At 68.1% G+C, this 19,240-nt stretch carries 18 protein-coding genes; 10 read left to right on the top strand and 8 right to left on the bottom strand.

Features of this window, described 5'->3' with window-relative positions; all coding sequences use genetic code 11:
• Positions 1–100: 100 nt before the first annotated feature.
• Entirely contained in the window at positions 101–1,285 is a 1,185-nt protein-coding gene (locus B5X82_RS04005; RefSeq protein WP_223811040.1) for a GGDEF domain-containing protein, read from the top strand.
• Positions 1,286–1,298: 13 nt separating this feature from the next.
• Here the strand turns inward: B5X82_RS04005 and msrA are convergent, their stop codons facing one another.
• The 3 genes from msrA to B5X82_RS04020 all read right to left on the bottom strand — a co-directional run bounded on the left by msrA (position 1,299) and on the right by B5X82_RS04020 (position 4,181).
• On the bottom strand, positions 1,299–2,036 hold the full coding sequence (gene msrA, locus B5X82_RS04010) for a peptide-methionine (S)-S-oxide reductase MsrA (RefSeq protein ID WP_079646775.1): 738 nt from the start codon (positions 2,034–2,036) through the stop codon (positions 1,299–1,301).
• 194 nt (positions 2,037–2,230) lie between these two features.
• Positions 2,231–3,433 (bottom strand): pyridoxal phosphate-dependent aminotransferase, encoded by a 1,203-nt coding sequence (locus tag B5X82_RS04015; protein ID WP_079646777.1) that lies wholly within the window; start codon positions 3,431–3,433, stop codon positions 2,231–2,233.
• 124 nt (positions 3,434–3,557) lie between these two features.
• Positions 3,558–4,181, bottom strand: coding sequence for an aminotransferase class IV (locus B5X82_RS04020; RefSeq protein ID WP_079646779.1), 624 nt, complete (start codon positions 4,179–4,181; stop codon positions 3,558–3,560).
• Between the two features lie 199 nt (positions 4,182–4,380).
• Here B5X82_RS04020 and B5X82_RS04025 point away from each other — a divergent pair, with 199 nt between their 5' ends.
• Positions 4,381–5,049, top strand: a complete 669-nt coding sequence (locus tag B5X82_RS04025; protein WP_079647312.1) for an MBL fold metallo-hydrolase — start codon at positions 4,381–4,383, stop codon at positions 5,047–5,049.
• A gap of 290 nt (positions 5,050–5,339) precedes the next feature.
• On the opposite strand, the gene B5X82_RS04030 is transcribed toward B5X82_RS04025, so the two are convergent.
• Positions 5,340–5,780, bottom strand: coding sequence for an MAPEG family protein (locus B5X82_RS04030; protein WP_079646781.1), 441 nt, complete (start codon positions 5,778–5,780; stop codon positions 5,340–5,342).
• 160 nt (positions 5,781–5,940) lie between these two features.
• On the opposite strand from B5X82_RS04030, the gene rpmF reads away from it, so the two are divergent.
• From rpmF to B5X82_RS04055, 5 genes are all read left to right on the top strand, one after another.
• Complete coding sequence (gene rpmF / locus B5X82_RS04035) at positions 5,941–6,120, top strand: 50S ribosomal protein L32 (RefSeq protein ID WP_047167873.1); 180 nt, start codon at positions 5,941–5,943, stop codon at positions 6,118–6,120.
• Between the two features lie 25 nt (positions 6,121–6,145).
• Positions 6,146–7,192 carry a phosphate acyltransferase PlsX gene (plsX, locus tag B5X82_RS04040; RefSeq protein WP_079647313.1) on the top strand — a complete coding sequence of 349 codons (1,047 nt, stop codon included), beginning with the start codon at positions 6,146–6,148 and terminating at the stop codon, positions 7,190–7,192.
• Between the two features lie 11 nt (positions 7,193–7,203).
• Positions 7,204–8,163 carry a beta-ketoacyl-ACP synthase III gene (locus B5X82_RS04045; protein WP_079647314.1) on the top strand — a complete coding sequence of 320 codons (960 nt, stop codon included), beginning with the start codon at positions 7,204–7,206 and terminating at the stop codon, positions 8,161–8,163.
• A 178-nt stretch (positions 8,164–8,341) separates the two neighbouring features.
• The gene (locus B5X82_RS04050) at positions 8,342–8,644 is read left to right on the top strand and encodes an integration host factor subunit alpha (protein ID WP_012049742.1); all 303 of its coding nucleotides are present in this window, start codon (positions 8,342–8,344) and stop codon (positions 8,642–8,644) included.
• A gap of 12 nt (positions 8,645–8,656) precedes the next feature.
• On the top strand, positions 8,657–9,067 hold the full coding sequence (locus tag B5X82_RS04055; protein WP_079646783.1) for a MerR family transcriptional regulator: 411 nt from the start codon (positions 8,657–8,659) through the stop codon (positions 9,065–9,067).
• 66 nt (positions 9,068–9,133) lie between these two features.
• On the opposite strand, the gene B5X82_RS04060 is transcribed toward B5X82_RS04055, so the two are convergent.
• From B5X82_RS04060 to B5X82_RS04070, 3 genes are all read right to left on the bottom strand, one after another.
• Positions 9,134–9,700, bottom strand: coding sequence for a SixA phosphatase family protein (locus B5X82_RS04060; protein ID WP_079646785.1), 567 nt, complete (start codon positions 9,698–9,700; stop codon positions 9,134–9,136).
• An 88-nt stretch (positions 9,701–9,788) separates the two neighbouring features.
• A complete protein-coding gene (locus B5X82_RS04065; protein ID WP_079646787.1) occupies positions 9,789–11,912 on the bottom strand; it encodes a TonB-dependent siderophore receptor in 2,124 nt (707 codons plus the stop codon).
• A gap of 18 nt (positions 11,913–11,930) precedes the next feature.
• Positions 11,931–14,075 carry a TonB-dependent siderophore receptor gene (locus B5X82_RS04070; RefSeq protein WP_079646789.1) on the bottom strand — a complete coding sequence of 715 codons (2,145 nt, stop codon included), beginning with the start codon at positions 14,073–14,075 and terminating at the stop codon, positions 11,931–11,933.
• 170 nt (positions 14,076–14,245) lie between these two features.
• Here B5X82_RS04070 and B5X82_RS04075 point away from each other — a divergent pair, with 170 nt between their 5' ends.
• The 3 genes from B5X82_RS04075 to B5X82_RS04085 are packed head-to-tail and all read left to right on the top strand — an operon-like array spanning position 14,246 to position 16,424.
• Positions 14,246–14,566: a hypothetical protein gene (locus B5X82_RS04075; RefSeq protein WP_079646791.1), complete on the top strand. Its 321-nt coding sequence runs from the start codon at positions 14,246–14,248 to the stop codon at positions 14,564–14,566.
• Positions 14,563–16,146 (top strand): PepSY-associated TM helix domain-containing protein, encoded by a 1,584-nt coding sequence (locus B5X82_RS04080; protein ID WP_079646793.1) that lies wholly within the window; start codon positions 14,563–14,565, stop codon positions 16,144–16,146. The genes B5X82_RS04075 and B5X82_RS04080 overlap by 4 nt, the downstream gene beginning before the upstream one ends.
• Before the next feature lie 5 nt (positions 16,147–16,151).
• On the top strand, positions 16,152–16,424 hold the full coding sequence (locus B5X82_RS04085) for a hypothetical protein (RefSeq protein ID WP_079647316.1): 273 nt from the start codon (positions 16,152–16,154) through the stop codon (positions 16,422–16,424).
• On the opposite strand, the gene B5X82_RS04090 is transcribed toward B5X82_RS04085, so the two are convergent.
• Entirely contained in the window at positions 16,389–19,124 is a 2,736-nt protein-coding gene (locus tag B5X82_RS04090) for an ATP-dependent DNA helicase (RefSeq protein WP_079646794.1), read from the bottom strand. The two genes, B5X82_RS04085 and B5X82_RS04090, sit on opposite strands and share 36 nt — an antisense overlap.
• Positions 19,125–19,240: the final 116 nt, after the last annotated feature.

A 19,240-nucleotide genomic window follows, 5' to 3' on the forward strand; every position in this document is an offset into this window, starting at 1 on the left:
TTCCGCCGATGACGTGAATCAAGATCTAGGACGGATATAGAGGTTGCCTGCCCGGCCCGACCGCCTATCCTTGACGAAGCCGTGGGATTTCGTGCCAGCCATGCGTTACCAGCTCAGCCCCGTCACCGCCCAGTTCCGCGATGCGGGAACCGAACGGGCGTTCCGGGCCTCGATCCTGCCCAAGGTGCAGGAGGATAGCTGGCTGACGCTGATCGTCGCGGCGGCGGGCATGGCGATGTTCAGCATCTCCGATTACGGCTTCCTCGGCCTGTCGCCGGAATTCTACGTGCTGCTCGGGATCCGGGTGACGCTGATCGCGACCTGCCTGGTTCTCGCGTTCGTGCTGCGTTCGTCGGATGCGCTGTTGACGCGGCCCTGGCTGCTCAGCGTCGCGCCGGTGATGATCGCCACCGGTTCGCTGTCGATCATCGTGCTCCGGCCGCACACCCTGACGACGCAGTTCATCGCCGTGGTGATCATCGTCATGGCCTTCTATCTTTTCTCGCCGATCCTGCTGTGGGGCATGATCGGCGCGAGCCTCTATCTCGGGATCGGCTTCCTCGCCGGCGCCTGGTATTGGGGTGACCTGCCGTGGGACACGGTGCGCGCCTATGGTCTGCTGCTGATCATGGCGAACGTCGTCGGCTATGTCGTCGCCCGGCGCCTGGCCCGTCTGCAGCGCCAGCAGTTCGAGGCGCTGAACGAGGAACGGCTGTCGAAGCAGCGGCTGATGGAGGAGGTCGCGCGTCGCGAGGCGCTGGAGAAGCGGCTGCGGATCATGGCCGATACCGACGAGCTGACCGGCCTCGCCAACCGGCGCTGCTTCCTGGAGCAGGCGCGGACCGCGTTCGGCGCGGCGCGGAGCCGCGAGCGCCCGTTCAGCCTGTGCATGATCGACGTCGACAATTTCAAGGCGATCAACGACGGCTGGGGCCATGACTGCGGCGACAAGGTGCTGCGTGAGGTCGCGGCCGCCTGCCTCGCGACGTTTCGCGAGGGGGATGCGGTCGGGCGCTTCGGCGGGGAGGAGTTCGTCGCGGCGCTGCCCGGCGCCGACATGGCGGACGCCCGCCGGATCGCCGAGCGACTGCGCGAGACGATTGCCGGCCTGCGGCTCGACGGGCCGCTCGCCCCGGTGCGCGTGACGGTAACGATCGGCCTTGCCGAGGTTCAGCCGCGGGAGACAGGGCTCGAGCCGGCCCTGAAGCGCGCCGACGCGGCGCTCTACCGGGGCAAGCGCAGCGGGCGGAACGTCGTCCTGGAGATGACCCCCGGCGCAGGGTGAATGAAGCGGCGGTTCAGCCGACCGGGTAGACCGTCACCGCCTGCTTGCGGAAATGGGTAGGGAAGGCGACCCTGAGCGCCTCGACCTTGGGCAGGTCGTTGTAGACGATATAGGGATAGTCGGGTTTCCGGGTCAGGAAATCCTGATGATATTTCTCGGCCGGGAAGAAGCCGCGATAGCGTTCCACCTTGGTGACGATCGGCGTCTTCCACAGCTTCGCCGCGCTGAGCTGCGCGACATAGGCCTGGGCCACCGCCTGCTGCTGCTTCGTCGTCGGGAAGATCGCGGTGCGATATTGGGGGCCGCGGTCCGGGCCCTGGCGGTTGAGCGTGGTGGGATCGGCCACCACCGCGAAATAGATGCGCAGCAGCGTGCCATAGCTGATCCGCCGCGGGTCATAGGTGATCTTGACCGCCTCGGCATGACCGGTGGTGCCGGTGCCGACCGTTTCATAATCGGCGGTCTGCGCGACCCCGCCCGAATAGCCGGACACCGCCGAGGTCACGCCGTCGACGTGCTGGAACACGCCCTGGACGCCCCAGAAGCAGCCGCCCGCCAGCACGGCGGTTGCGGTCGCGCCCTGTTCCGACGGATCGACGGCGGGTGCGGGAACCCGGACGATCGGACCGGGATCGACCCGCGGGGCCGGTGCCACCGCCGGGCTGCGGGTCGCCATCGTCCCGGCGGCGACGAGCAGCAGCACACCGGCGGAAATCCCGGCGATCAGCGGCCGGTTAGGACTGTCCGTCAAAAGGGCATCCTTTTTTCCATTCTGTGTCCATTATGTCACACATATGGAGAGAGGCAAATGTTTATCAACATTTGCCCCCTCAGGCGCCGGGCGCCGGGCCTCCGCCCGGCTTGGCTTTCCTCGCATAAGCTCGGGCGCGCATTCGCGCTTGCGGAGCCCTTTCGGGCTCCGGCTCCGCGGCATCAGATGCCCGCTTACTTCAGCTCCGCGCAAGCGGCCTGGATGCGCTGGCAGGCTTCGGTGAGGATTGCTTCCGAGGTAGCGTAGCTCACCCGGAAGGCGGGCTCGAGGCCGAAGGCCGCGCCGTGGACGGCGGCGACCTGATGGTCGTCGAGGAAATAGTCGATCAGGTCGGCGTCGTTGGCGATGACCTTGCCCGACGGGGTCTTGAGACCGATCAGCCCCGACACGTCGGGATAGACGTAGAAAGCCCCTTCGGGACGGGGGCAGTGGATGCCCTTCGCCTGGTTGAGCATCGACACCACCAGGTCGCGGCGCTTCTGGAAGGCGGCCGCGCGCTCCTTGAGGAAGCTCTGGTCGCCCGAAAGCGCCGCGGTGGCCGCTGCCTGCGCGATCGAGCAGGGATTGGAGGTCGATTGCGACTGCAGCTTCGCCATCGCCTTGATGAGCGGGGTCGGGCCGCCGGCGAAGCCGATCCGCCAGCCGGTCATCGAATAGGCCTTCGAGCAGCCGTTGATCGTCAGCGTCCGCTCGTACAGATCGGGCGCGACCTGCGCGATCGTGGCGAATTCGAAGCCGTCGTAGAGGATGTGCTCATACATGTCGTCGGTCATGATCCAGACATGCGGATGGCGGCGCAGCACCTCGGCGATCGCCTTGAGCTCGTCGGCCGAATAGGCGGCGCCCGACGGGTTGGAGGGCGAGTTGAGCAGCACCCACTTGGTCTGCGGCGTGATCGCGGCGTCGATCTGCTCGGGCGTCACCTTGTAGTTCTTGTCGGCGCCGGCCTTGATGAACACCGGGGTGCCGCCCGCGAACTGGACGATGTCCGGATAGCTGACCCAATAGGGCGCCGGGATGATCACCTCGTCGCCGGCCGAGACGGTCGCGACCAGCGCGTTGAACAGCGTGTGCTTGCCGCCGACGTTGACGCTGATCTGCGACGCTTCGTAGGTCAGGCCGTTGTCGCGCTTGAACTTGGCGGCGATCGCGGCCTTCAGCTCGGCGGTGCCGTCGACGTTGGTGTATTTGGTCTGGCCCTTGCGGATCGCCTCGATCGCGGCCTCCTTGACGAAGTCGGGCGTGTCGAAGTCGGGTTCGCCCGCCGACAGGCCGATCACGTTGATCCCCTTGGCCTTCAGCTCGAGGACGCGGCTCGACATGGCGAGCGTGGGCGAGGGCGAGATGCGGTTGAGGGCAGGGGCGATGAGGCTCATGGCGCGGCGCTTTCCTGATTGGGACGGTTTGGAAACGGGCGCGCTATAGGGGAGCGGGGGCGAAGCCTCAACCGTCAGCTTGAGCCTTATTCGGGATGGCGGGCCCCGAAAGGCGATCGCGGCTTCAACCGCGCGCCGCCGCGGGCCGTGCGGCGATCAGGCCGCGCAGCGAATTGCCAATGAAGAAGCCGCCGTCGAGGTCGCCCGGCCGGAGGTCGCCCTCGACCGCCTCGCCTTCGTCGATCAGGCGTCCGCGCAGGATGCCGGGCAGCAGCGATCCGCCGCGCGGCGTGACCAGCCGGCCGTCGCGCGGCACGAAGATGCTGGTGAAGCTGCCCTCGGTGAGCAGCCCCTCGGGCGTCACGAATAGGACCTCGAAGGTTCCGGCCCGGCGGCGGGCGTCGTCGAGAAAGCTGCGGTCGCTGGTCTTGTGGAGCAGACGCGGGTCGCTCGCGGCGACGGGCAGCGCCGCGAGCGCGACGTCGACCGGCTCGGCCGGCCGCTCGGGAAGCGCGCGAACCTCGATCGCCAGCGCGCCGCTCGGCGCCAGCATCAGCCGAACCCGGGCGTCGCTGGTCAGGCGGAAGGTGGAAGCCTGGAGGTCGTTGCGGCAGTCATGGCGGTTGAACGCGAAGCCCAGCGCGTCGGCGCTCGCCTTCATCCGGGAGAGATGGCGTTCCAGCTCGACGAAACCGTCGAGCGCTTCGAACCGCATCGTCTCGATCAGATCGAACGACCCTGTCGTCATCGCGACCGCACGCCCCTGCTCACTATGCCACGCCCCAGATACGTTGCCGTCCACTCGCTGGTTTCGAGTCGGCAACGACGGTCAGTCTATCGGCAAGCCACCGATTCGCCTCGGAAATTTTCCGGGATGGCCGATCTCCGGCTGATCCGGTCGATGCGGCGCCTTGCAATGCCGCGCGCCAGCGATCATCTCGGGCCGCATGACCAGCCCTGCCATGCCGCCGCTCAAGGCCGCGATCATTCCCGTCACGGCCTTCCAGCAGAACTGCACCCTCATCTGGTGCACCAGCACCATGAAGGGCGCCTTCGTCGATGCCGGCGGCGATCTCGACCGGCTCAAGGCGGCCGCGGCCGAGCATGGCGTGACGATCGAGAAGCTGCTCGTCACCCATGGCCATATCGATCATTGCGGCGGCACCGGCATCCTGGCCGAGCAGCTCGGCGTGCCGATCGAAGGGCCACACCCCGAGGACCGCTTCTGGATAGCGCGGCTGGGCGACGACGGACGCAGTTATGGGATCGAGGGCCGGCCGTTCGAGCCCGACCGCTGGCTCGACGACGGCGACCAGGTGACCGTGGGTGATCTGGTGCTCGACGTCATCCACTGCCCCGGCCACACGCCGGGCCATGTCGTCTTCCATCACGCGCCGTCGAACCTGGCGCTGGTCGGTGACGTGCTGTTCCAGGGATCGATCGGCCGCACCGACTTCCCGCGCGGCAACCATGGCGACCTGATCGCCTCGATCACGCGCAAGCTCTGGCCGCTCGGCGGCGAGACGGCGTTCGTGCCAGGACATGGGCCGATGTCGACCTTCGCCCACGAACGCGCCACCAACCCGTTCGTCGGGGACCGGGTGGTCGGTGTTTGATTTTTTTGTTTAGCTCTCAGGCGCCGGGCGCAGGGCATCCGCCCTGCGTGGCTATCCTCGCATAAGCTCGGGCGGCCGCCACGGCTCGCTTTGCGAGCCGATCTCCGCCTACGGACTGCCCCCGGCAGTCCGCGGACCGGCTTCGATCCGGGACGCTGGCGCGTCCCGTTCCACCGCATGAGCTTTGTGTCGGAGCCCGACAGGGCTCCGCAAGCGCGAACGCGCGCCCGAGCTTATGCGAGGATAGCCAAGGTCGCGGATGCGACCGCCGGCGCCTGAGGCTCAACCGATCAATGCCCCGCGCCGAGGCTGTCGCTCGTCACCGTGGTGATCACGCCGTTCTTCGTCGTGTAGGGGATGGTCAGGGCATAGATGGCCAGGCCCAGCAGCACGCCCCAGGTCGTCAGGATGCCGACGGCGCGGAACGGGTTGGCGGTCTGGCGGTCCAGCCCGAACGGGTGCAGCACGCGCCCGATGATGTAGATGATGCCGGCACCCCACAGCCAGTTGTTGGTGCCGCGGGCGAATTCGATCAGCCCCATCAGAATCAGCACCAGCGGGGTATATTCGATGAAATTGAGCTGGGCGCGCATGCGGGCGGACAGCAGCGTATTGCCGCCGTCGCCAACCAGCACCTTGCTCTTGACCCGGACGGTGACGATCCGGATCGCCAGCCATATGTTCAGGATCGCGGCGGCTCCGGCGATCGTCAGCGTGATGGGCAGGATCATCTTTCCCCCTCCTTGCAATGAACTGCGTGCTTGGCAGGTCGCGGCGCTACTTGCAACGCGGAGCGAAATCGCTATAGGTCGCGCGCTCGCGGCGAGCCCGCCCCCCTGGGGGTCCCGGGCGTTCGTCGCTTTATTTGTTTAGCTAGGAACAGGTGCCGACATGGCCGTCCCCAAGAGAAAAACCTCGCCCTCGCGGCGCAACATGCGTCGCAGCCATCACGCGCTGACCGCCGAGGCGTTCCAGGAATGCCCGAACTGCGGCGAGCTGAAGCGTCCGCATAACCTGTGCAACGCCTGCGGCCACTATAACGGTCGCGAAATCATCTCGGTCGAGGCCTGACAAAAGGCCAAACGGGGGCATGAGCGTGGACGAGGCACCGCGAATCGCCATTGATGCGATGGGCGGTGATGGCGGGCCGGCGACGATGATCGCCGGCGCCGCGCAGGCGCGTGATCGCGATTCGTCCCTGCGTTTCACCTTCACCGGTGATGAAGCGGTGATTCGCGCCGAGACGGCGCGTTTCCCGCAGCTCGTCGATTCGATCATCGTCCATTGCGACGACGTGATCACCGGCGACGACAAGCCCAGTCAGGCGATCCGCCGCACCAAGAGCAGCTCGATGGGCGCGGCCATCCTCGCGGTGAAGGCCGGCGAGGCGGCGGCGGCGCTGTCGGCAGGCAATACCGGCGCGTTGATGGCGATCGCCAAGCTGTCGCTCCGGACGATGCACGGCATCGACCGGCCGGCGCTGGCCGCGCTGATGCCGACGCTCGGTGACAATGACCTGGTGATGCTCGACCTCGGCGCCAACACCGATTGCGATGCGCGCAACCTGGTCGAGTTCGCGGTGATGGGCGCCGCCTATTCGCGGCTTGCGCTGGGCATCGAATCGCCGCGCGTCCGCCTGCTCAATATCGGCACCGAGGAGCTGAAGGGCACCGGCGAGCTCAAGGAAGCCGCCGCGATGCTCCGCCAGCAGACCGGCGGCGCCTGGCGCTTCGACGGCTTTATCGAGGCCGACCGGCTGGGCCGGGGCGAGGCCGACGTGATCGTCAGCGACGGTTTCTCCGGCAATATCGCGCTCAAGTCGATCGAGGGTACCGCGCGCTTCATCACCGATCTGCTGCGCCGCGCCTTCTCCAGCTCGCTCCGCTCGAAAGCGGGCTTCATCCTGTCGCGCCCGGCGTTCGCGCTGCTGCGCCATCATCTCAATCCGAACAATCACAACGGCGCGGTCTTCCTCGGCCTCAATGGCCTGGTGGTGAAGAGCCATGGCGGCGCCGACGAGAATGGCATCGCCAACGCCATCGCGGTCGCGGCGAAGATCGCCCGTGAGGATTTGACCCGTCGGATCACCGACGATCTCGAGGATTTCCGCAGTCATGCGGTGCAGACGGAAGGGGTAGCGTGAGCGGACAGGCGATGCGGCGTGCCGTGATGATCGGCACCGGGTCGGCGCTTCCGCGCCGGCAGGTCAGCAATGCCGAGCTCGCCCGGACCGTCGACACTTCGGACGAGTGGATCGTCGAGCGGACCGGTATTCGCATGCGCTATGTCGCGGGCGAGGGCGAGACCACCTCGACCCTCGCGACCGAGGCCGCGCGCAAGGCGATCGAGGCGGCGGGGATCGCACCGTCCGACATCGGGCTGATCATCCTGGCGACGGCGACACCCGACCAGACCTTCCCCGCCTCGGCAACGATCGTCCAGTCCGCACTCGGCATCGACGACTGCGTGGCGTTCGACGTGCAGGCAGTCTGCTCGGGCTTCCTCTATGCGCTGTCGGTGGCCGACAGCATGATTCGCGGCGGCAGCGCCACCCATGCGCTGGTGATCGGCGCGGAGACGTTCAGCCGCATCCTCGACTGGGAGGATCGGACGACCTGCGTGCTGTTCGGCGACGGCGCCGGTGCGGTGGTTCTGAAGGCGGAGGAGGGCGGCGATCGCGGCGTGCTCGCGACCCGGCTCCACGCCGACGGCCGCCACAACCAGCTTCTCTATGTCGACGGCGGCCCGTCGACGACCCAGACCGTCGGCAAGCTCCGCATGAAAGGGCAGGAGGTGTTCCGCCACGCCGTCACCAACCTCGCCCAGGTGCTCCGCGAGGTGATGGAAGATGCCGGGCTGACCGTCGACGACATCGACTGGGTGGTGCCGCACCAGGCGAACCGGCGCATCCTCGACGCTACGGCACGCAAGCTCGGCCTGCCCGCCGATCGGGTGATCGTCACCGTCGACCAGCATGCCAATACTTCGGCCGCCTCGGTGCCGCTGGCACTCGACGTCGCGGTCCGCGACGGGCGGATCAAGCCGGGCGATCTGCTGGTGCTCGAGGCGATGGGCGGCGGCTTCACCTGGGGAGCCGCGGCGATTCGCTACTGATATCGTCGTGCTGGTCTTCGACCGATCCCGAGCGGATGTCGCTCAGGTGCCGCGCGGGCTTTGCCAAGCGGCGATGGATCAGGATCATCGCCGCTTGGGATGAACCCTTTGGAATCGGCTTTGATTCGCCCTCCGCTCGCCGTAAGGTGACCGATACTCAATATGATTGGGGGGCTGTATGGCGTTGGATCGGGGGACTTTGACGCGAGCGGATCTGTCGGAGGAAGTGCATCGCGAGATCGGCCTGTCGCGCGCGGATTCCGCGGCGGTGGTCGAGCAGGTGCTGGAGCATATGTGCCTCGCGCTCGCCCGTGGTGAGAATGTGAAGATCTCGGGCTTCGGCAGCTTCATCCTGCGGGAGAAGGGGCAGCGGATCGGGCGCAATCCCAAGACCGGGGTCGAGGTGCCGATCGCGCCGCGCCGCGTGTTGACCTTCCGTGCCAGCCAGATGCTCCGTGATCGAATTGTTTCGGGTAATTAAGGCGTATTTTCAATGACTTCTGGCGGAGAGAAGGCCGAAGACGCGTTCCGTACCATCGGGGAGCTTTCGGCCGAACTCGGCATCCAGCAGCATATCCTGCGCTATTGGGAAACGCGTTTTCCGCAGCTTCGTCCGCTTCAGCGGGCCGGGAATCGCCGCTATTACCGCCCCGCCGACGCGGCGCTGGTGCGGCGGATCCACAGCCTGCTCAACGAGCAGGGCTATACGATTCGCGGCGTCCAGAAGCTGCTGGCGCAGAAGGCGCCGCCCGCCGAGCAGACGCCCGAGCCGGCCACGCCCGCGCCGATCGCGCCGCAGCCGGTGCTGGTCGTGAACCAGTCGACCATCCCCTCTCCGGCGCGCGCCGAGTTGCAGGCGATTCGCGAATCGCTGGTCCAGGCGCTCGCGGCGGACATGGATTGAGCTGAAGCTCCGGTTTGTCAGCCTCTATCGTCATCCCGGCGAAGGCCGGGATGACGGGAGGGGGCTTCAGTCCTGATCCGGCCCCAGCCCCGGGTCCAGGTCCCTAGGCCGCACGAACAGCGACAGCAGGCCGCCATTGGGGCGGACGTCGTCCCAATGTTCGACCGGGAAGCTGATCTCGGCGATGCTCGCGGTCGGGAATTTCTCCTCGACCTGGTCGCGCGCCGCGTCGTCGGGGCGGTCGGGCACCAGCATCAGCACCAGATCCTCGAGCCCCGGATTATGGCCGACCAGCAGCAGGCTGTCATATTGGTCGTTCGCCTCCTGGACGACGTCGAGCAGCGACACCGCCGAGGCGAGGTAGACGCGCTTGTCCCAGGCGGGAGCGATCGTCTCGCCGGTCCCCTCGGCCAGATGCTCGATCGTCTCGACGCAGCGGACGGCGGGGGAGGAGACGACATGGTCGAAATGCATGTCGTGATCGCGCAGATATTGGCCGATCCGGTGCGCGGCGCGCTTGCCGCGGCCGTTCAGCGGACGGTCGAAATCCCGCGCGACCGGATCGTCCCAGCCCGACTTGGCATGGCGCAACAGCGTCAGCTTCTTCACGATCCCCGCGCTCTCCTTCGGCATGATCCGGTGATGCCCGAAAGATGCGACAGAAGGAAGAGCGCAGCGGCGCCCGATCGCGGCATGGGCCGGAACCGGGCGCCATTCCGGCTCAGAAGCGCCGGGTCACGGTGGCGAAGATGTTGCGTTCCGCCCCGATGAAGCAGTCGCCGCGCGACAGGCAGGCGGCATAATATTTCTTGTTGAACAGGTTGGTCGCGTTGATCGCGAACGACCAGTCGCGCCAGCTCAGCTCCGCCAGCGCGTCGAACAGCGTGTAGGATGGGGTGCGGACGATCCTGGTGCTGGTCGCGCCGATCGTCCGTGAATAGTTGACACCGACATAGCGGACGCCGCCGCCGAGGCGAAGGCTGGTGTCGGGGTCGACGGCGATGCTCTTGGTGCCCCACAGCGACGCGCTCTTCTTCGGGACATTGTCGAGCTGGACGCCGGTGTCGCTCGGTTCGGCCTTGTTGTAGCTGTAATTGGCGATGAGCTGGAAATTGCCCGGCAGGTCGCGGCTCGCCTCGACCTCGAAACCCTTAGAGGTCATCGTGCCGATCTGGGTCTGCCCGCGGATCGTGCCGCCGCTGCCGTCGTCCATGACGATCTCGACCGGGCGGTTATGCTCGCGGATGTCGTAGGCGGTCAGGGTGACGAGCGTCCGTGCGTCGGGATGGAACTTGACCCCGCCCTCGAACTGCCGGCCGGTCTTCGCCTTGAACGGATCGCCGGCGATCGTCGTGCCCGAGATCGGCTCGAAGGATTCGGTGTAGCTGAAGAAGGGCGACACGCCCTTGGCGATCTCGGCGATGATGCCGGCGCGGAAGGTGGTGGCGTTCTCCTTCTCCGCCACGGACCCCGCCGCCTTGGTGCGGACATGGTCGCGCCGCCCGCCGACGACGATCGACACGCGATCCCACAGCCGGACCTGATCCTGGATGTAGACGCCGATCTGCTTCTGGCGGGTATCCTCGCTATAGGCGAAGCCGGTCGGGATGCCGCCGCCATAATCGGACAGGGCGGCATAATCGATATTGTAGATGTCGATGAGTTCATAGCCGTAGCCGCCGGTCTTGCGGACACGGTTCCAGCTATAGTCGACGCCGGCCAGCACCAGATGCTCGATGCCGGCGCCGGTGTCGAACCTGAACTGGATGTTGTTGTCGGTCGAGAAGATGTTCATCCGGGCCTTGCTGCCCTCGGCATAGAGGCCGATCGTCCGCTTGGCGGGATCGAGATAGGGATCGTCCGGGTTGGCGTAGCTGTCCGGATAATGGGTCAGATAGGTGACGTCGCTGTCGATATAGCGCGCCTTGAGGCTGATCTTCACCTGATCGCTGAAGCGATGCTCGACGGTACCGGTGCCCTGCAGCAGGCGGCCGTCATAGCGGTCCCAGCCCGGCTTGCCGATGAACAGGTCGTTGCGCAGCTTGCCGTTGGGGTTCGGGTAGAGCGTGCCGACCAGCGGCAGGAACTGCGCGGTCGAGCCGCCGTCATCCTCCTGGTAGAGGCCGAGCAGGGTGACGTCGGTGTCCTCGCCCGGCTGCCAGCGCAGGGAGGGCGATACCATCACCCGGTCGTCGGGGACATGGTCGGTCTGGGTATCGGCGTCGCGGACACGGGCGACGATGCGCGCGGCGAGGCCGTCGGCCAGCGGCCCGGTCAGGTCGGCGAGCGCTTCCTTGCGGGCGAACGATCCGTAGCGCAGCGATACCTCGCCGGCCGTCTGGAACTCGGGCACCTTGGAGGCGAGGTTGATCAGCCCGCCGATCGAGCCCTGTCCGAACAGCACCGAGGCCGGGCCGCGCACCACGTCGACGCGGGAGAAATTGTACGGGTCGGCGCGGATGCTGGCATAATAGCTGAAGATGTCGCGCATGCCGTCGCGGAACTGGAGCGCGTTGATGCCGCGGATGAAAGCCCCGTCGACCCGGCTGTCGGGGCCATAGGGATTGGCGATCACGCCCGAGACGTAGCGCAGCGTGTCCGAAACCGAGAGCGCGCCCTGCGCCAGGTAGACGTCGTCGGTGACGACCGTCAGCGCCTGCGGCGTCTGGGTCAGCGGCGTGTCGGTCTTGGTGCCGCTGTTGGTGCGTTCGAGCAGACCGGTGACGATGATCTGCTGGCCGCCGTCGGCAGCGTCGACGTCCGCATCGGCGGCGTGGGCCGCGATCGGCAGCAGGGCGGTGGTCGCGAGGAGCGCAAGGCGCAGGGCGAGGCTGGGACGATTCATGGGTGACGAACTCCGGGATCAGAAGCTGCGGGTGAGTGAGAGGCGCCAGTTGCGCGGTTCCCCCGGCGTGACGCGGTCGACGCAACAGGCGTCGGGGAAGTAGCGCTTGTCGAACAGGTTGTTGACGTTGAGGCGGACGCCCCACGGCCCGAACCGGTAGGAGAGGCCGGCGTCGACCAGCGCATAGGAGGGCAGGGTGAACGCAGCGATCGGATCGGGCGCGCCGTCGCCGTCGACATCCTCGGGGAAGTTCGCGCCGACCTTGTCGCTGTTGTACTGGAAGGCGAGGTTCAGCCCGAAGCCGGCGAACGGCCCGCGCGGCACGACATATTCGCCGAACAGGTTGATGTTGTGCCTGGGCACGTTCTGCAGCCGCGCGCCGACCGGCAGGACATTGTCGCGGGTGATCTTCGCGTCGAGATAGGCATAGGCGATCGACAGCGTCCAGGCCGGGGTCGGCCGCCAGGTCGCCTCGACCTCGACGCCGCGGCTGCGCTGCTCGCCGGCGGTGATGTAGAAGAAGGGATTGGCCGGGTCCTCGGTCGCGACGTTCTGCCGGGTCAGCTCGAAGATCGAGACCATGCCGGTCAGCCGGCTGTCGGGGGTCTGCAGCTTGACGCCGGTTTCGATGTTGCGGCCGGTCTCGGGCGGCAGGGCGTCGCCGGCGACGGTGAAATAGCCGGCCTGCGGCACGAAGGACTTCGACCAGCTCGCATAGAGCGATGCGCCCGGCACGATCGCATAGGTCGCGCCGACCCGCGGGCTGAACTTGTGGTCCTTCACGCCGCCGTCGCTCTTCGCCCAGTCGTAGCGGCCGCCCAGGGTCAGCGTCGCGCGCTCGCCGAAGCGGACATGGTCCTGGATATAGAGGCCGGTCTGGTTGGACTTGCCGCCGCCGCCATAGGCGGCAGCAGGATCATGGATGAAGGGCGGGCTATAGTCAGGGGCGAGGATATCGAGCGGGTTGGCGGCGGGATCGAAATTGCCGCCGTGGTCGGCGAAGCGGCTGCGGTTCCGGCGATAGTCGAGGCCGACCAGTATCTCCTGCCTGATCGGGCCGGTCTCGACCTTCAGCGTGAAATGGCCATCGGTGGACAGGTCCTTGTCGCGCTGGCTGAACGGGCCGTAGACGTAGCGGCCGGCGACATGCCCCTGCTGGACGCCGTCGACCACCGCGCCGTCGACGAAGCCCGCCCAGAAGATCCAGTCGTTCCAGGAGACCTTGCGGTCCGTGTAGCGCAGCGTCTGGTCGAAGGAGAACGCGTCCGAGAAGCGGTGCTTGAAGGCGTAGCCGAGATGATAATAGCGCTGGTTGTGGATCGCCTTCGAATCCTTGCCGTTGATCGTGAAGTCGATCGGCAGCTTGCCATGCGCGCTCGGCAGCACCGTTCCCCAGGCTGAGACCGGAGACCAAGGCGAATCATGGTTGCGCTCGTAGCGGGTGAGCAGGGTCAGCTCGCTGTCCTCGCCCATCCGCCAGGTCAGCGCCGGCGCGATGTGGACGCGGTTCTTGTCGGCGAAGCGGACGAAGTCGTTGCTGTCGCGATAGACGAGGTTGAGCCGCGCGAGCAGGGTGCCCGCCGCGTCGAGCCGCATATTGGCGTCGATCGTCCCCTCGACGAGATCATAGGAGCCGGTGGCGAGGCCGAGGTCCACGAAATCGTCGTCGCGCGGTCGCTTGCTGACCAGGTTGACGATGCCGCCGAGCGGCGCCGATCCGAATAGCATCGACGCCGGGCCCTTCACCACCTCGATCTGCTCGAGGCCGGCGAGCTCGTTGTTCGATCCGGCGACGTTCTGGCTGATCAGCCCGTCGAGATAGATGCTGCCATAGGCCGCGTCGAAGCCGCGGATCTGATAGGCGTCATAATAGCCGTAGGTGCTGCTGCGCGAGACCCCGGCGACGCCGCGCAGCGCCTCGGCGAGGCGGACGACGCCGCGCGCCTTGAGCTGCTCGGTCGAGATGATCGAGATCGCCTGGGGCGTCTCGATCAGCGGAATGTCCGATTTGCCGGCATTGGGCGTGGCCCTCATCTGCTCGCCCAGGACGATGATGTCGTCCCGGCCCGCGGCGGCGTCCGCATCGGCTTCGGCCCCCTGCGCCGGCATCGCCAGCGCCGAGCCCGTCAGGGCGATAATGAGAGTCTTCCTGTTGAACGACATGCGCTTCCCCGATCTGTCGCTGCCGGTTCCCCGGCCGTCGGCAGGCTGGCTAATGCGAATCAAACGCAATAGCAATCCACTTGCGTATTGGGCTCGTAACTAATATCGAGTCGCAACAGCAAAATCGAACGTGTGGCAGGGCTGCCGTCGAACGGAGGCAGGGATCGTCAATGTCGCCCAGAATGCGCGGATGGATCAGGATCGGCTTTGCGGGCCCCGGCGCGGTGATCGTCGCATTGGTGGTGATGGCCGGCATGGCGCTGTGGCTGCCTGGCGGCGCGGCGGGGATCGACAATCTCGTCCTGCCGCTGGTGCTGGTGCCGCTGATCTGGGCAGCGCTGTTCTTCCACGCCTGTCTCGATTCGCGGCTCGGCCGGATCGCGCTCGTCGCGATCGGCCTGTTCGTCGTCCATGCCGGGCTGGTCGCGAACAAATTCCTCGATACCAAATCCCATGGCCAGCCGGCCGCCGCCGGGGAGGCACGCCGATGATCCACCTGCAGAAGGAAGACACCAAGCTGATGGTGGCCGTCCATGGCTGGTCGGGCATCATCCTCGGCCTGCTGCTCTACGCGGTCGTCGTCACCGGCATGGTGGCGGTGTTCGCGGAGGAGATCGGCATCTGGTCGGCCGGGCATGTCGAGACCAGCTCGGCGTTCGAGCGGCCGATCGACGCCACGGTGCGCGAGCTCGGCCGGCGCACGCCCGCCAGATATCACGAGGGCGCCGACCTGTTCGAGATCGGCGATCATGATCTCGGCGTCTTCTTCCATCGCCACGAGACCGACGCCGACGGCGATCTCGTCGCGCGCGGCATCTACTACCAGCTCGATCGCGACGGCAGGATCGCCAGCGAACGGCACGGCACCGGCGAGGAGGTGTTCGGCCCGCGCAACGACGACGCGTTGAGCAGCTTCCTGGTCGACACCCATGTCCGCCTGCACGTGCCGGATCCCTGGGGGCTGATCCTCACCGGCATCCTCGGCCTCGCCATGCTGGTCGCGGCGATCTCGGGCCTGCTGATCCACCGGCACCTGTTCAAGGACATCTTCACCCTGCGGCGGAAGGCCAATCCGGTGCTGGTCGACCGCGACCGCCACAGTGTCGCCGGAACCTGGAGCCTGCCCTTCGCCTTCCTGCTCGCCTTCACCGGCAGCTTCTTCTCCTTCTTCGGCACGATCGGGGTGCCGATCGTCGCGATGGCGGCGTTCGGCGGCGACGTGCAGGCGCTCAACGACGCGGTGTTCGGCAACCCGGCCAAGCCCGACACGCGGATCGTCGGCATCGGCAATCTCGATCGCATCGCGGCCGATTCGATCCGGCGGACCGGCGAGGCGCCGACCTTCGTCACGATCGAGAATTTCGGCCGGGCCGATTCGCAGGTGACCAGCTTCCATCCCCCGCGCGAGCGCGGGCTCGAACCGCAGACGCTGCTCTACAGCGGCGCCACCGGCGCGTTCGAACGGGTCAAGCCGTCGATCGGCACGAGGCCCTCGGCCGGCGGCACCCTCGCCGCGGTGATGGCGCCGATCCACTTCGGCAATTTCGCCGGGATCGTCTCCAAGGCGGTGTGGTTCGGGCTGGGCTTCGCGATGTGCTACGTCACCCTGACCGGCCTGCGCCTCTGGCTGGCGCGCCGCCGCGAAGGCTCCCGCTCGCTCGGCTGGCTCGAGCGCGCCGTGACGGTGGTCGGCTTCGGCCTGCCGCTCGCGCTGCTCGTGTCGGCCGCGGCGTTCCTGATCGCGATGCCGCTGGGCAGCGCGGTGTTCTGGACCCCGGCGGCGTTCGTCGGCGCTGCGCTGCTCGCCGTCCTCGGCGGCGTCGTGCTGCGCTCCAACGCGCTGCTCGATGCGATCGTGCAGAGCGCGAGCGCGGCTATCATGATCGCGCTGCCGATCCTCCGCCTCGCGACGGGCGGTCCCGGCTGGGCGCGCGCGATCGATGCCGGCCAGCCGGTGATCGTCGCGCTCGACATCGCCTTCGTGCTGGCGGGCGGCTGGATGCTGTGGCGCCTCCATGGCGATCGCCTGCGCCGAGAGGCCGCCGCACCCGCGCTCCAGCCGGCGGAGTGATCGCGATGCTCGCCCCGATCCTCGCTATCGCCTTCTCGACGGCGATCATCCTCATCCTCGGCCGCGGCGATCCCAAGCGCCGCCGCACCGCCCGGCTGCCGGGCGAAGGGCAGAGCGTGCGGACCCGCCGGCTGCTCGCCGCGCTCGCCTGCGTGCCCGGCTTCTACTGCATCCTCACCGGCGACCCGGCCGCCTTCTTCATCTGGCTCGGCGGCTGCGGGGTGGCGGGGTGGTTCGTCGCGCTAGGATTCGGCCAGGCCCGGCAGGACGTCGCCTGACGCTCCTGCATCGGTTGCCGGGCGGGTGCCGGCGGCCGCCGCGATCCGCGCCACCGCCTCGTCGAGGGTGACGCGCAGCACCGGTACCCCGCCCGGAAAGGCATCGAGCAGTCGCGACGGCGTCGCCGCGCCGAGCAGGACGAAATGGCCCCGGTCGCTGGCGCTGCGGATCAGCCGGCCGAACGCCTGACGCATCCGCGCGCGGACGATGCGATCGTCATGGACGCTGCCGCCGCCCGCCGCCTTGCGCGCGGCGTGGAGCACGGTCGGGCGCGGCCACGGCACCCCCTCCATCACGACCAGCCGCAGCGATTCGCCAGGCACGTCGACCCCGTCGCGCAGCGCGTCGGTGCCGAGCAGCGAGGCGTGCGGATCGTCGCGGAAGATGTCGACCAGCGTTCCCGTGTCGATCGGGTCGACATGCTGGGCGTAGAGCGGCAGCCCGTCGCGCGCGAGCCGGTCGGCGATGCGGGCGTGGACCGCGCGCAGGCGCGAGATGGCGGTGAACAGGCCCAACGTCCCGCCGCCTGCCGCGGCGATCAGCCGATGATAGGCCTGTCCGAGCTGCGCGACGTCGCCGCGCTTGAGGTCGGTGACGACCAGCACCTCGGCATGGGCGGCATAGTCGAAGGGGCTCGGCACCGCGATATGGCGCGGCGCATGGTCGAGATGGACGGTGCCGGCGCGCGCCTCGGCGATCGTCCAGTCCTCCCCGTCCCGCAGCGTCGCCGAGGTGACGAGCACGCCGTGCGCGGGCTTGAGCACGGTTTCGGCGAGAGGGCGCGAGGGATCGAGCCAGTGGCGGTGGAGGCCGATGTCGATCTCTCGCCCCTCGATCCGGTCGACGGCGAGCCAATCGACGAAATCCGGGTCGAGCGGGCCGCCGAGCCGGGCCAGCATGGCGATCCAGGCGGCGACGAGCTGGCCGCGCTGGGTGAGCCCGGCGATCGCGCCCTCGATCCGCGCCCGCGCCTGGCCGTCGAGCCAGTCGGGGCCGTCGTCCATCACCGCCGCCAGCCGCTGGCGCAGCCGCGCCATCGGACGCATCAGGCTCTCCAGCGCCTCGATCGCGGGCTGGGCAGCGTCGATCAGCGCCGGGTCGGGCTCGCCGACGTCGGTCTCCAGCCCATAGCCGGCGTCCTGCGCATTGGCCCGCGCATAGACGGTGGCGCGCGCCGCCGCGAGCAGCCGCTCGACCGGGCCGAGCGGCAGATTCTCGCCGAGCCGCCCCAGCCAGCCGTCGGCGGGCAGCAGCGTCGCAGCCGCTGACGCCGCCTCGATCGCGAGCGCGCCTTCCTCGTCATAGCTGGCGACGTCGGACAGCCGCGCCGACAGCCCGCGCCGCCGCCCGCGCGACTTGGCCTCCGGACCGATGATCCAGCGCCGCAGCTCGATCGTCTCCTGTCCGGTCAGCGCGGCGGCGAAGGTGGAGTCGGCGGCGTCGAACAGGTGATGTCCTTCGTCGAACACGATCCGGCCGAGCGGGTGACCCTCGTCGGCGCGGCGCTGGGCGAGGATCATCACCAGCGCATGGTTGGCGATGACGATGTCGGCGCCTTCGGAGGCGCGCGCGGCGCGCTCGATGAAGCATTTCCGATAATGCGGGCAGCCCGCATAGACGCATTCGCCGCGCCGGTCGGTCAGTGCGGTCGAACCGGCCCGGCGGAACAGCGTCGGCAGCCAGCCGGGGAGGTCGCCGCCCACCATGTCGCCGTCGCGCGTGTACATCGCCCAGCGCGCGACGAGCTGGGCGAGGATCGCCGCGCGGTTCTGGAAGCCGCCCTGGATCGCGTCCTCCAGGTTGAGCAGGCAGAGATAATTCTCCCGCCCCTTGCGGACGACCACCTTCTCGCGCCGCACCGCCGGGTCGGGGAAGATCCGGCGGGTCTCCTTGTCGAGCTGGCGCTGGAGCGCCTTGGTGTAGGTCGATATCCATACCGCCCCGTCGGCCTGCTCGGCCCAGAGCGAGGCGGGGGCGAGATAGCCGAGCGTCTTGCCGATCCCGGTCCCCGCCTCGGCAAGGACGATGTTCGGCCGCCCTTCGCCGAAGCGCGGATCGAAGGCGCGGGCGTTGGTGGCGGCATAGAGCTTCTGTCCATCGCGCGCCTCGGCACCTTCGCCGACGAGCCGCGCGAGCCGGTCGAGCGTCTCCGCCTCGCCGAGCTGGACGTTGCGCGGTTGCGGGCGGCCGCCGGCTTCGTCCCATTCGGGCAGGCGCGCGAACAGGCCGCGTTCGGGCCGGGCCGGCGCGGCCAGCACCCGGCCGACCGCCGCTGACCAGGGCCAGCGCAGCCGGGCGAGCGACTGGGCGCTGTTCCACGCGCCATAGGCTTCGGCCCAGCCGTCGGGTTCCGCCATCCGCGTCAGCAGTGCCTGCGCGGCCTCGATCAGGAAGGCGGGCGCGCGGGCGTCGTCGACCGGCGGAGCGAGCCCCAGGGCGCGGGCGAGCCCCGCTGGGGTCGGCACCGCGAAGCGCGCCGGATGGACGAAGGCGAACAGCTCGAGCAGGTCGAGGCCGGAGAAGTCGGCGATGCCGAGCCGTGCGGCCGTCACTGCGGCGTTGAGCACGATCATCGGCGTCTCCGCCGCCCGCGCCGCCGCCTCGCCCCGCCCGATCCCGCGTACCTCGCCGTCCGGCCCGGCGATCCAGATGCCGCCATGGGTCGCGTAGAGCGCGGGATAGGGGAGGGTGGGGGACATTCGACTCGCTATGTAGGAGGTCGGGAACGATTGGGGAACAGCTTCCGTTCAAGATCCTCCCCGCGCTGCGCGCGGGGAGGATCTTGGATGGTCCGCCGGCATGACGGTTTTTTTTC

This window comes from Rhizorhabdus histidinilytica (assembly GCF_900167915.1).
GTDB lineage: Bacteria > Pseudomonadota > Alphaproteobacteria > Sphingomonadales > Sphingomonadaceae > Rhizorhabdus > Rhizorhabdus histidinilytica.